General features: G+C 42.9%; 10 protein-coding genes and 1 pseudogene. 9 read left to right on the top strand and 2 right to left on the bottom strand.

Annotation, left to right across the window (positions count from 1 at the left end; all coding sequences use genetic code 11):
* Nucleotide 1: 1 nt before the first annotated feature.
* From V7L29_RS17340 to trpD, 7 genes are all read left to right on the top strand, one after another.
* A complete protein-coding gene (locus V7L29_RS17340; protein ID WP_334736264.1) occupies nucleotides 2–1,198 on the top strand; it encodes a 3-dehydroquinate synthase in 1,197 nt (398 codons plus the stop codon).
* A 479-nt stretch (nucleotides 1,199–1,677) separates the two neighbouring features.
* Nucleotides 1,678–3,879 (top strand): anthranilate synthase, encoded by a 2,202-nt coding sequence (locus V7L29_RS17335; RefSeq protein ID WP_334736263.1) that lies wholly within the window; start codon nucleotides 1,678–1,680, stop codon nucleotides 3,877–3,879.
* A gap of 86 nt (nucleotides 3,880–3,965) precedes the next feature.
* On the top strand, nucleotides 3,966–4,826 hold the full coding sequence (gene trpC / locus V7L29_RS17330) for an indole-3-glycerol phosphate synthase TrpC (RefSeq protein WP_334736262.1): 861 nt from the start codon (nucleotides 3,966–3,968) through the stop codon (nucleotides 4,824–4,826).
* A gap of 489 nt (nucleotides 4,827–5,315) precedes the next feature.
* Nucleotides 5,316–6,149, top strand: coding sequence for a tryptophan synthase subunit alpha (trpA, locus tag V7L29_RS17325; RefSeq protein ID WP_334693738.1), 834 nt, complete (start codon nucleotides 5,316–5,318; stop codon nucleotides 6,147–6,149).
* Between the two features lie 293 nt (nucleotides 6,150–6,442).
* Nucleotides 6,443–7,648 (top strand): tyrosinase family protein, encoded by a 1,206-nt coding sequence (locus V7L29_RS17320; protein ID WP_334736261.1) that lies wholly within the window; start codon nucleotides 6,443–6,445, stop codon nucleotides 7,646–7,648.
* 100 nt (nucleotides 7,649–7,748) lie between these two features.
* Complete coding sequence (gene trpB / locus V7L29_RS17315; protein WP_334693736.1) at nucleotides 7,749–8,978, top strand: tryptophan synthase subunit beta; 1,230 nt, start codon at nucleotides 7,749–7,751, stop codon at nucleotides 8,976–8,978.
* Between the two features lie 195 nt (nucleotides 8,979–9,173).
* Nucleotides 9,174–10,265 (top strand): anthranilate phosphoribosyltransferase, encoded by a 1,092-nt coding sequence (trpD, locus tag V7L29_RS17310; protein ID WP_334736260.1) that lies wholly within the window; start codon nucleotides 9,174–9,176, stop codon nucleotides 10,263–10,265.
* Nucleotides 10,266–10,319: 54 nt separating this feature from the next.
* On the opposite strand, the gene V7L29_RS17305 is transcribed toward trpD, so the two are convergent.
* Entirely contained in the window at nucleotides 10,320–10,463 is a 144-nt protein-coding gene (locus V7L29_RS17305) for a hypothetical protein (RefSeq protein WP_334736259.1), read from the bottom strand.
* A gap of 58 nt (nucleotides 10,464–10,521) precedes the next feature.
* Here V7L29_RS17305 and aroF point away from each other — a divergent pair, with 58 nt between their 5' ends.
* Nucleotides 10,522–11,622: a 3-deoxy-7-phosphoheptulonate synthase gene (aroF, locus tag V7L29_RS17300; protein ID WP_334736258.1), complete on the top strand. Its 1,101-nt coding sequence runs from the start codon at nucleotides 10,522–10,524 to the stop codon at nucleotides 11,620–11,622.
* 111 nt (nucleotides 11,623–11,733) lie between these two features.
* Here the strand turns inward: aroF and V7L29_RS17295 are convergent, their stop codons facing one another.
* Entirely contained in the window at nucleotides 11,734–12,546 is an 813-nt protein-coding gene (locus V7L29_RS17295; RefSeq protein WP_334693733.1) for an SDR family NAD(P)-dependent oxidoreductase, read from the bottom strand.
* Between the two features lie 462 nt (nucleotides 12,547–13,008).
* On the opposite strand from V7L29_RS17295, the pseudogene V7L29_RS17290 reads away from it, so the two are divergent.
* Nucleotides 13,009–13,545, top strand: a pseudogene (locus tag V7L29_RS17290) (pyridoxal-phosphate dependent enzyme); the annotation flags it as partial.
* Nucleotides 13,546–13,638 lie beyond the last annotated feature (93 nt).

The raw sequence follows: 13,638 nt of genomic DNA, 5'->3' as shown, positions 1-13,638 counted from the left end.
TATGATAGTTGACATCAGGCAAAAAAGTAGATTCAATCTGCAACCAATTCATCAACGTGTTTCGGTTAGTTTCAACTACGAGGTTTACTTCACCCAAAATTTATTTGAGTTGAAAAACCCTACCTTAGCCCAAGTGATTACAGCAGATGGAGAGACAAAGCCGAAGAAGGTAGTAGCAGTAGTAGACGCAGGAATATTGCAGTATCAACCTGAATTGGTTAAGCAATTAGTAGCGTATACCAAGTTTTATGCAGAGATACTAGCGATCGCAGCCCAACCAATGATAATTTCGGGAGGAGAAGCTGCCAAAAATGATCCCACTGTGCTAGAGCAAATCCACCAACTGATTGAAGCAGCCGGATTATGTCGCCACTCCTACCTATTAGCGATCGGAGGTGGGGCTGTGTTGGATTTGGTAGGATATGCTGCTGCAACTGCTCACCGGGGAATTCGTCTTATCCGCATTCCTACGACTGTGTTAGCACAAAATGATTCCGGGGTTGGAGTAAAAAACGGCATCAATGCCTTTGGTAAAAAGAACTTTCTGGGCACATTTGCGCCACCTTATGCAGTTGTAAATGACTCTGCGTTCTTGACAACCCTAGACGATCGCGATTGGCGTTCTGGAATTGCAGAAGCAATCAAAGTGGCGTTAATTAAGGATACTAACTTTTTTCATTTTATCCATTTGCACACCGCAGCCCTTGTGCGGCGAGACATGGACACTATGCAACAGATCATCTATCGTTGCGCCCAGTTGCACTTAGAACACATTGCCAACAGTGGCGATCCTTTTGAAATGGGTTCGTCTCGTCCCCTGGATTTTGGACATTGGGCGGCTCATAAACTGGAGCATTTGACAGATTATCGCTTGCGTCATGGCGAAGCAGTTGCGATCGGTATTGCTTTGGATAGCACTTATTCCTATCTATTAGGACTACTAGATTGCTCAGAGTGGCAACGGATACTGAATACTTTGTTGGCATTAGGTTTTACATTGTATGTGCCAGAATTAGCCCAGAAGTTATCACAACTGGAACATCCTCATTGTCTGTTCCGGGGTTTGACTGAGTTCCGCGAACATTTGGGTGGAGAATTGACTTTAACGTTGCTACGACGTATTGGAAAAGGAATTGAAGTTCATCAGGTGGATTTGTCTTTGTACAGGCAAGCAATATCGCTGTTGCGAGAGTTTTAGAATTGAATTTTAAACGCTCCAAGTAGCTGAGGGAAGCGCAAAGTAACGCAGAGGTTTGATGGGAGATAATTTTTTTTCGCTGCGAATTTGTGAGGTGGAGACTTTTAAACGGCGTTAAGAGGAAAAGTACTAGAAAAGCAGTATAAAAAGCGAATAAATTGACACCCAATCTAAAAATTATTCAATGTATTATCTGCTTGATATCTAGTACTCTTAAATAAGCAGGACTTACACAAGAACTCTCTGAAACTCTTATTCCTTTGCGTCCTTTGCGGTTCGTTTTATCATGATTTTGCGTAAGTCATGATAAGAAGCAAAAATTTAATTACATTTTTTACAAATAATATACCGATTAAAGTAGGTTGGCTGAGAGTGACATCAAATTATCTAAATTTGTTCTTGAACTAAAAATAACTACTAACAATGATTAATGGTTATTGATGAAGGATTGACTAATAACTATTTCAGATAAATTACCCATGATTTTTGATTCACGTTCCTACAAAACCCTTGGTGGTGTAAGTGTTTATCGCTCGATCACCGAAGTGAAGATGGACACTGCCCTTGAAGATATTTTCTTCTACTTAAATTCTCAGCGTGGAGGCTTGTTAAGGAGCAGCTACGAATATCCAGGGAGATACAAGAGATGGGCGATTGGGTTTGTCAATCCACCATTGGAATTAACTACACAGGAAAATTATTTCACTTTGATAGCGTTAAATGAACGCGGTCGAGTACTTTTACCATTACTATTTGAGTGCTTATGCAAGTCAAAACAACTTGAGAAAGTTACCCAAGATAATAACTGTCTTATCGGCTTTGTTAAACCTGCAAAAAAATTATTTGCTGAAGAAGAACGGAGTAAACAACCTTCAGTATTTACTGTTGTCCGGGAAATCCTACATACTTTTTCTAGTCAAGAAGACGAGCATTTAGGATTGTACGGTGCTTTTGGTTACGACTTAGTTTTCCAGTTTGAACCAATTACCCAACGTCTAGAACGTCCTACAGATCAGCGCGATTTGGTACTTTATCTCCCTGATGAACTGATAGTTGTTGACTACTATCAGCAACGCGCATTTCGTCTCCAATATGAATTTGAAACAGCGCATGGCAGCACTAATAATCTTCCTCGAACAGGTGAGTCTGTTGATTATCGTGGAAAACAGCTTCTACCAAATCAAACTGCTGGCCATAAAGTAGGCGAATATGCGAAAAAAGTTGAGGTTGCACTCGATTATTTCCGCCGAGGCGATTTATTTGAAGTAGTTCCTAGTCAAAACTTTTTTGAGGGCTATGAAGAAGAACCCAGCAAGCTATTTGAAACTTTAAAGGAAATAAATCCTAGTCCTTATGGGTTTATTTTTAATTTAGGTGGAGAATATCTGATTGGTGCATCTCCAGAAATGTTTGTGCGGGTTGAAGGTAGGCGGGTGGAAACCTGCCCAATTAGTGGTACTATTAGCCGGGGAAAAGATGCTCTTGATGATGCGGTGCAAATTCGTCAGTTACTCAACTCACACAAAGATGAAGCTGAGTTGACGATGTGTACTGATGTCGATCGCAATGACAAATCCCGCATCTGCGAACCTGGTTCAGTACGAGTTATCGGGCGTCGCCAAATTGAATTATACAGCCACTTAATTCATACAGTAGATCATGTTGAGGGGACACTGCGATCGCAATTTGATGCTTTAGATGCATTCTTGAGCCATACTTGGGCAGTTACAGTCACCGGCGCACCCAAAAGAGCAGCAATAGATTTTATTGAACAGCATGAACGTAGCGCCCGACGTTGGTATGGTGGAGCAGTTGGCTATTTAAATTTCAATGGGAATTTAAATACTGGATTAATTCTGCGGACAATTCGATTAAAAGACTGCATCGCCGAAGTGCGAGTTGGTGCTACTGTCCTATATGATTCGATACCCCAAGCAGAAGAACAAGAAACAATCACTAAAGGTGCTGCTTTATTTGAGACGATTCGGCGTGTTAAGCAAACTAGTCAGAAAATTCATCAGTCCAGTTCCATAAAATTAAGTAAACGCATTTCAGGTGTAAAACCTGGCAAACGCATCTTATTAATAGACTATGAAGACTCATTTGTTCATACCCTAGCCAATTACATTCGCCAAACTGGTGCAAGTGTTACCACACTCCGTCATGGTTTCTCAGAATCGCTATTCGACACAGAACGCCCTGACTTAGTTGTTTTATCTCCTGGCCCTGGTAGACCAAGTGATTTTCGGGTTCCAGAGACTGTCGGTGCCCTTCTTCATCGCCAAATTCCTATTTTCGGAGTTTGTCTGGGACTGCAAGGCATCGTTGAAGCTTTTGATGGAGAATTGGGAGTTCTCAACTATCCTCAACATGGTAAATCTTCACGGATTTTTGTTACAGATTCAGATTCCGTAACCTTCAACAATTTACCAGAATCCTTTACAGTAGGTAGATATCACTCATTGTTCGCTCTACCGCAACGTTTGCCGAAAGAACTCAAAGTAACAGCGATTTCTGATGACGACGTGATTATGGGCATTGAACATCAGACACTTCCCATCGCCGCCGTTCAGTTTCATCCAGAATCAATCATGACTTTATCGGGAGAAGTTGGTCTGGAAATCATTAAAAATGTGGTGTGTGCATATACAACCAAAGAGTCATTAGTCATTGGTCATTAGTCATTGGTCATTAGGCATTGGTTATTAATTATTCTCCCCCTGCCCCCTGCCTCATCTCCCCTGCTCCCCTTGCTCAATAACAGATTATGACTAACCGAGTTGCCCCTCCCCGCCATATTCTTGAAGAAATTGTGTTGCATAAAAAGAAAGAAGTCGCCAAAATGCAGCAAGAACTGCCTTTAGCTTCTTTGCGACAACAGTTAAATGCAGCCCCGACTGTGCGAAATTTCCTGACTGCTTTGCAGGAAAATCCTAACCAACCTAGCTTAATTGCCGAGGTAAAAAAGGCATCACCTAGCCGGGGGATTATCCGCGCAGATTTTGATGCAGTGGCGATTGCTCAAGCTTATGAACGAGGTGGTGCAGCTTGTTTATCAGTCCTGACTGACCAAAAGTTTTTTCAGGGCAGTTTTGATAATCTGCGGGCTGTGCGCTTACAAGTAGGATTACCCCTACTGTGCAAGGAATTCATCATTGACCGCTATCAAATTTATTTAGCACGGACAGCGGGTGCAGATGCTGTATTGTTAATTGCCGCCATTTTATCAGATCGAGAACTTCAAGATTTTTTACAAGTAATTCACGATTTGGGCATGAATGCACTAGTGGAAGTTCATACCTTGGCTGAACTAGATCGGGTGCTAAAGCTTGACGATTTACGTTTAGTAGGAATCAACAATCGCAATCTAGAAGATTTTACTCTCAATTTAGGAACAACACAGGAACTCTTAGCACAGCGTCAACAACAATTACAAAGTTTGGATATTACCGTCGTCAGCGAGTCTGGACTGTATACACCTGCTGATTTATCTTTTGTCGCTGAAGCTGGTGCGCGTGCAGTTTTGATTGGAGAGTCTTTAGTTAAACAAAGTGATGTAGAGCAAGCTGTGCGTAGTCTTTTAAGCCTTTCTTATAGCGGTTCTCGTTTACGTGAGGTACACCCGTAGGGGCACGGCAGTGCCGTGCCCCTACACCTCGCAATATAATGTTGTACTGCATCTGAATGGGAACCGCTATAAACCTATTGGGAGCATCCCAAATGTGCAAGTTTCTTTTCATACGGTATTTTGACTTAGACGGAGAATGAAATAACGAACCGCAAAGGACGCAAAGAACACAAAGGAAAGAGGTTTGTACAGGGTTTTCGTACCAGTCCTGTGTCTTTTGGCTTGCATTGGGATGCTCCCAACCTATTACCTAATTACTAGAATCTGCAACTTAAAAAAATGAAGCTCTGATACTCGACGACGGAGTTAAAAGACTCGTTAACGGAGCTAAAAGACTCATTCACCAGTATCAAAGACTCGTTAACGGAGCTAAAAGACTCATTCACCAGTATCAAAGACTCATTAACAAAAAATTTAGCGTGGGCATCGCATAATTAGTAAATGTTAATTATTCTAAAACTATTAACCAATCATTAACTATTTTTCAGTATGACTTCTATTTCTACTTCCTTTCAAACTTTACGCGATCGCCAACAGTGTGCTTTAATTCCCTTTATCACAGCAGGCGATCCTAACTTAGAAACTACTGTCGAGGCTTTACGTATCTTAGATCGCAATGGTGCTGACTTCATTGAGTTGGGCGTTCCCTACTCCGATCCTCTGGCAGATGGGCCTGTAATTCAAGCAGCAGCAACTCGCGCTTTGCAAAAAGGCACGAAATTAGAGCAAGTGCTAGAGATGTTACAACCTGTAACTCCTAGCCTAAAAGCGCCGATAATTCTATTTACTTACTACAATCCCATTTTGCACCGAAGTATTAAGTCATTTTTAGAAAAAATTGCCGCTGCTGGGGTGCAAGGATTGGTAGTGCCAGATTTACCTTTAGAAGAAGCAGAAGAATTAATACAGACTGCTGCATCTTTCGGAATTGAGGTAATTTTACTCGTAGCTCCTACCAGTTCTAAAGATAGAATTGAAGCGATCGCCCGTCAATCTCAGGGTTTTATCTACCTAGTTAGTGTTACAGGCGTTACAGGTATCCGCGCTCAAATCCAAGACCGCGTAAAGTATTTATTAACAGATTTGCGAAGCGTTACCGATAAACCCATCGGCGTTGGTTTTGGCATCTCAGGGGGAGAACAAGCACATCAAGTAAAAGAATGGGGTGCAGACGCAGTGATTGTTGGTAGCGCCTTCGTTAAAAGATTAGCTGAAGGTAACCCAATTGAAGGATTGCAAGCAGTAGAAAAGCTTTGTCAAGAACTTAAAACAGCCATTACAGAAAGTCGGCGCGAAAGTCCATCTCTTCAAGAGATGGGATAAATTCACCCCCAGATTTAGGAAATAGAGAATAGGGAATTAGTATCAATTATTTCTCTTTCTGCCCCCTGTCTCCTGTCCCCTGCCCTCTGCCCCCTGCCCCCTGTCCCCTTTCAAGGGTAGGTTTTTTAGAATCTCGAAAATAGTTGAGAAAATTCTCAATTTTTTAACGTGGTTTGCTCGTTTCAGGATTTAAGCATCGGCTGAAATAGTCAAAAAATGACCAAATACAAAACCCCTACCCTTGAAAGCCCCCTGTCCCCCGCTCCCTGCTTTCCCCTCATTCCATTAAGATAATGAAACTCCTGCTGAAATCAGTCAAAATATTCATTTATAGCTTACTTCTAGTTAGTGCCTGTGCGCTTACAGTCTTCGCTCATAATCCCATTGACCACGGGCAAGACAAACAAGATAAACATCAAAATTCTCTAGCACAACAGGCTCACCTAGCTGTAAGAAAGAACGTAACTGACCTAACACCAGCAGAGAAAACAGCTTTTGTCAAAGCTATCAAAACCTTAAAAACTATAATTCCCGCAGGTAGCAAGCTCAGTATTTACGACCAATTCGTTGCCATACATCTAGGGGCAACACGCTTGATTCATAACCATAAAGGGCATTCCGATAGTTCCGTCCAAGAACTTGCTCATGAAAATGCCGCATTTTTCCCTTGGCATCGAGAATATATCCGCAGATTTGAACAAGCTCTGCAAGCAGTAGACCCAACTGTTACTCTGCCATACTGGGATTGGACAGACGCCAAAGCACTTAATGTGATTTTTAATGATGACTTTCTTGGTTCTAACGGTCAAGGAGTAACCATCAAAATTCCAAATCAGGGAAACTTTACAGGCGGGCCTGTAAAGTCTGGGGCTTTTTCGGCTGCAAATGGCTGGGTTATGAATCCAGCATTAAACATTGACACAGATACCGGAACATCCTTAGGTACATCACTTGTACGCTTTCTCCGACTACCTCCTGCCAGTGATTACCCTTTGCCCAAAAAAGATATTGAGCGTGTCCTTCGTCTTAATGACTATTCTCTATTTCGGGCTGCTTTGGAAGGATTTATCTCTGTAGATGAGCAGGGTAAAGTCACTCCAGGAGGATTCATACATAACTATATTCATGGCTTAGTCGGTGGGGTACAGATAGACGCAAGTACCAGACCCATAAAGTTTAAGAGTCTGGGTACGATGAGTAATATACCAAGTTCGCCTTATGACCCGGTGTTTTGGCTGCATCATGCGAACGCAGACCGCCTCTGGGCTGAATGGCAAGACAACGGTCATCAAGGTAGCGATTTTTATCCTCCTGATGGTCATAGTCAGCCTTATGGACACAATCTTAAAGACCTAATGTGGCCTTGGGACGGCGGTATGTCTACCCCCAAAGCTACGGGCTTAGGAGATTTACTATCCCTATTACCAAAATTTAACTCTCAAGATTTGGTGCGCCCTATAGACGTTTTGAATCACAGAAAACTGGGCTATACCTACTAAACTTGGAAAAATCAAACGCAAAGATGATTCAGCTGTGGCATAAGTTCTAAAAAGTTAGAACGAGAGTAAAAAATACTTGAACATGAAAGGATTTTAAACAGTGGTAAGCATACTAAACATCAAAACTGCAACTGTGCAACCAGATTCTTTGGGCAGGTTTGGAAAATTCGGCGGTAAATATGTCCCGGAAACCTTAATGCCTGCATTAAGTGAATTGGAAGCGGCGTATCACCAATATTGCAATGAGCCAAGTTTTCAGGCAGAACTGCAAAACTTAATGCGTGATTATGTAGGACGACCCAGCCCATTATATTTTGCTGAACGCCTGACAGCAAATTACGCAAGACCAGATGGCACGGGAGTGCAAATTTATTTAAAGCGCGAAGATTTAAATCATACAGGCGCTCACAAAATTAATAATGCTTTGGCTCAGGTTTTACTAGCCAAGCGCATGGGTAAGCAACGGATTATTGCGGAGACAGGTGCAGGTCAACATGGCGTAGCAACTGCAACTGTGTGTGCGCGATTTGGTTTGAAATGTGTGATTTACATGGGCGTCCAGGATATGGAACGCCAAGCCCTGAATGTGTTTCGCATGAAATTAATGGGTGCAGAAGTTCGACCAGTGGAAGCAGGTACAGGAACTCTCAAGGATGCGACTTCTGAAGCAATTCGGGATTGGGTGACGAATGTAGAAACAACTCATTACATCCTGGGTTCGGTTGCTGGGCCTCATCCCTACCCGATGATTGTGCGTGACTTCCACGCGGTAATTGGTGTAGAAACTCGCGCTCAATGCCAAGAAAAATGGGGAGGACTACCAGATATTTTACTGGCTTGCGTGGGTGGAGGTTCCAACGCGATCGGCTTATTCAATGAGTTTGTGCATGAACCTTCGGTGCGTTTAATTGGAGTCGAGGCGGCAGGTGAAGGTATAAATACAGAAAAACACGCTGCTACCTTGACAAAAGGAAAAATAGGTGTATTGCACGGTGCAATGAGCTATTTACTGCAAGATGATGACGGTCAAGTCATCGAAGCTCATTCAATTAGTGCCGGATTGGATTATCCCGGTGTTGGGCCTGAGCATAGTTATCTAAAGGATTATGGTCGCGCCGAGTATTACAGTGTTACCGATAAGCAGGCTTTAGATGCATTTCAAAGGCTTTCGCAATTAGAAGGAATTATTCCAGCCTTAGAAACTGCTCATGCGATCGCTTATCTAGAAACCCTTTGTCCCCAGTTAACAGGCAATCTCCGCATCGTCATCAATTGTTCCGGCAGAGGTGACAAAGATGTGCAAACCGTCGCCAAAGTCTTAATTCCTTAATTTTCTCTTCTTATTGTCATTTGCCTTTTGTTATTTGTCATTGGTCATTTGTCCTTCGTAAATGACCAGTGACCAATACGACTCTTGGAGAGGCTGCGCCAACAGCTTCTCTACCAGGGGCTGTTCGCGTTCTCTCAGCACAAGTGACCGATAACCAATGACAAATGACAAATGACCAATGACCAATGACTAACTATGATGGCTGTAACTCAAACTTTACCCAATAACATCTTTATCCCTTGTGAGTTTTACAACTGGCCAGCTTTATTGCAACAGTTGCTGAATCGGCAATCGTTGACGGTTTCCCAAGCTGCGGCTCTAATGGAGGGTTGGCTCACAGATGCCATTCCCCAAGCATTATCAGGAGCGATTTTAGCTGCAATTCAAGCTAAAGGCGTATCTGCACAAGAATTAGTTGGCATGGCTAGTATCTTGCAATCCCAATCCTCAGTACCCAGTAGCCAATTCCCAACCCCCCTAATAGACACCTGTGGAACTGGTGGAGATGGTGCTTCAACCTTTAATATTTCCACTGCTGTTGCTTTTGTCGCCGCTGCTGCTGGGGTAAAGGTTGCCAAACATGGCAATCGTTCGGCATCCAGCAAGACTGGTTCCGCTGATGTGCTGGAAGCTTTGGGTATAAATCTCAACGCCACTCCTGAAAAAGTACAAGCCGCAGTTGGCGAAGTTGGAATCACCTTTTTGTTTGCTCCTGGCTGGCATCCTGCACTCAAAGCGATCGCTACTTTGCGAAAAACTTTGAAAGTGCGGACTGTTTTTAACTTGCTCGGCCCGTTAGTAAATCCCATGCGACCCACAGGGCAAATTATTGGTGTCAACGACCCGCTTTTACTAGAGGAGATTGTTCAAGCTTTATCCCAATTGGGATGTCAGCAAGCGATCGCACTCCACGGACGGGAACGTTTAGATGAAGCTGGTTTGGCAGATGTAACTGACTTGGCTGTACTCCAAGATAAAAAAGTGCGTTGTCTAACGCTGAATCCTCAAGAACTTGGTTTGAGTTTTGCACCAACTGCGGCTTTGCGCGGTGGAGATGTCCTAGAAAATGCGGAAATCTTAAAGGCAGTTCTCCAAGGGAAAGGCACTCAAGCGCAGCAAGATGTAGTCGCTTTAAATACAGCCCTAGCACTCCAAGTTGGTGAAGCTATTCATGGGGAAACAGATGTTTTAGCAGGTTGTGTTAAAGGTATTGCCCTTGCCAAGGAAATTCTGCAAAGCGGCGTAGCTTGGACAAAACTAGAACAACTTGCTGAATTTTTGCGCTAGACGAACCTCTCCTACGAGGAGCTACGGTGTACACGCAAGTCTTCTAAAGCTGCCCTACACCTTAACCTGCAATCCCAATGCATTGACCTGCAATTCCAGTACATCGACCCGCAATGTTAATGCATCAACTTGCAATTCCAGTATATCGACCCGCAATGTTAATGCATTGACCTGCAATGCCAGTGCATCGACCCGCAATATTAATGCATCGACCTGTAAAGATTAGCCCACCCAAACTATACACAAGGAAAAACAAATGATTATCATACTTAAGACCGGTACGCCTGTTGAGGAAATTACTCGCATCAGTCAAGAACTGAGTCAAACTTGGAAAGTCACGGTAGAAAAAAGCATTGGCACTCATAAAGTTGTGCTAGGGCTAATTGGTGATACCACTAGCATCGATAAATTACAGGTTCAGGAATTTAGCCCTTGGATTGAGCAAGTAGTACGAGTGCAACAACCTTTCAAGCGGGTAAGCCGAGAATTCCGAGATGGAGAAGCCAGCCAGGTTGTTGTACCGACACCTAACGGTGATATTTATTTCGGCGAACATCATCCGATCATAGTGGTAGCCGGGCCTTGTTCCGTTGAAAATGAAGCGATGATTGTGGAGACAGCAAAGCGGGTGAAGGCAGCAGGAGCACAGTTTCTGCGTGGCGGAGCCTACAAACCTCGTACTTCACCTTATGCTTTTCAAGGGTATGGTGAAAGCGCTTTAGATTTGTTAGCAGCAGCGCGGGAAGCTACGGGTTTGGGCGTCGTCACAGAACTGATGGATGCTGCCGATTTATCAGCAGTAGCGAGAGTAGCTGACATAATCCAAATCGGAGCGCGGAATATGCACAACTTTTCGTTGCTGAAAAAGGTAGGCGCTCAAGATAAACCAGTGCTACTGAAGCGAGGGATGTCTGCCACAATTGACGAGTGGCTGATGGCGGCAGAATATATTTTGGCATCTGGAAATCCAAACGTGATTCTTTGTGAGCGGGGAATCAGAACCTTTGATGGCAAATATGCCCGGAATACTTTAGATTTATCGGTGCTTCCGGTGTTGCGATCGCTTACCCATTTACCGATTATGATTGATCCCAGTCACGGTACAGGTAGGTCTGAATATGTTCCATCTATGGCAATGGCTGCGATCGCCGCTGGTACAGATGCGTTGATGATTGAAGTTCACCCCAATCCAGCTAAGGCTTTATCCGATGGCCCCCAATCTCTCACTCCTGATAAATTTGACCGCTTGGTTCAAGAAATGTCAGTTCTGGGCAAAGTAGTTGATCGCTGGTCTACACCTGCATTTGATAGTATTGGTGAAAGCCACATTCTCTTCACGCCAGAACTCTCAAAGTAGATAAAGCGTCATCTTAACCGATTTTTTGCAAATGGCTAAACCTGATCAACAGATTCTTTCCTCTAAAAAATCCGTTGATTAGGTTTTATTGAAAAGAGTATAGGATATCGGCTACCTATTTTTTTTAAGTTCGTGCATACTTCTCACGACCTTTGTAACTAAATTTCTGGGTGTAAATCTGACGCTTTCACTCAATATCTTATTTCTCATCCCAGGAACGACAACGGTTTTGTTTGTCATTAAGCTGCGATAACCAATCCTAGCAACGGTTTCCGTATCCATCATTCTGTTAACGCTAGCAATCTTTGAATCTTCCATTGCAGCAGTTTGTTGAAATTCCGATGCTGTTGGCCCTGGACAAAGAACAGTCACGCTAACACCTGTGCCCTCCAATTCATTAGCGATCGCTTCTGAAAATGATAAGACATAAGCTTTAGTTGCGAAATAAACTGCCATTAGAGGCCCTGGTTGAAAAGCAGCCGCTGAGGCTACATTTAATATTTTTCCATATTTTTGCTCGACCATATCTTTAAGGAACAATTTCGTTAAATGAGTCAGGCTGACCATATTTACCTGAAGCATTTTCAGTTCAATGCTGAGGTCTGTTTCGTTAAATACTCCATAAGTACCAAAGCCAGCATTGTTAACTAGTACATCAATCTTGATGGATGCTTGCTGTAGTTCTGTGAAAATTTCTTCTGGGGATGTTGGGATAGATAAATCCTTGGCAAAAATTTTGACAAAAATGCCAAACTTTTGGGGAAATTCATCTAGAATTTCAGTAAGTTTTTCTTCATTCTTATCCACTAACACAAGATTATAGCTATGACGAGCAAAAATCTGGGTTAATTGATAGCCTATTCCACTAGCCGCTCCTGTAATTAGAGCAGTTTTTTTTTCCCGACTTTCGGATGTTTGATTCATCTGACAAAACTAACTTGAATTAATTGAAGTTTTATAAATTTAGCTACAGCAATATATAATGTTTGCTGTAGCTATTTATGAAGACAAAAAATGATGCTAACCACCTGAAATGAGTATGTTTCAATCAAACCGCTTCGCAAAGTCATTAGTCATTAGTCCTTGTAATAAGACGCCTACAAGGAACGTGGTTTAAATTAGTCCGAAGTTAAGAAAGTTTTTTTCGCCCACTCTCTTGCGAGGTATGTACTAAAAAACTCTTGATCAATAACTAATAACTAATGACCCTTCGGGTGACGCTCGTGCCTCGCTAGCGCTGCGCTAACGCCAGTTGCTCATGGGGGAAACCCCCAAGACCGCACTGGCTCACCAATGACTAATGACTACTTCATCAAGCATATTAGGCACAAATATAAAAATCTGTATCTATATAAACAAGAGCAAGAACATTTAATAGCGTCATCAATGCCACAGCATAATTCCGTTGCAATAACTGACGTGCAAGCAGCACAAGAACGAATTTTGGGAATTGCCCACCGCACACCTGTGCTGACTTCTAGAATCGTTAACGATCGCACCAATAGCCAAGTGTTTTTTAAGTGCGAAAACTTTCAACGCACGGGGGCATTTAAATTTAGAGGTGCGTACAATGCCCTAGCGCAACTATCGGTAGCAGAGAAACAAACAGGCGTTCTTACCTATTCATCGGGAAATCATGCCCAAGCGATCGCTTTAGCTGGAAAACTCCTAAATATTCCCACCACCATTGTCATGCCTGATGATGCTCCCGCTGTCAAACAAACTGCTACTCGTGGTTATGGTGCCCAGATAATTTTGTACAATCGCCAAGAAACAAACCGAGAAGAATTAGCCCAAAAATTAGCACGCGATGGCTCTTTGACACTCATTCCCCCTTACGATCATCCCTATGTAGTTGCAGGACAGGGGACAACTGCTTCAGAACTGATCCAAGAAGTTGGTGAATTGGACTTATTATTAGTCTGACTTTTCCCGTTAAGTCTCTTTTGCAAGCTGCCAACCCTCACAGAGATCGTGTAATTTTAACCAACCTCGCCACAGTACTTGAATGCCAAT

This window comes from Nostoc sp., assembly GCF_036916575.1.
Taxonomy (GTDB): domain Bacteria; phylum Cyanobacteriota; class Cyanobacteriia; order Cyanobacteriales; family Nostocaceae; genus Nostoc.
The sequence above is the reverse complement of the archived record's forward strand: the minus strand, read 5'-3'. Positions and strand labels throughout refer to the sequence as shown.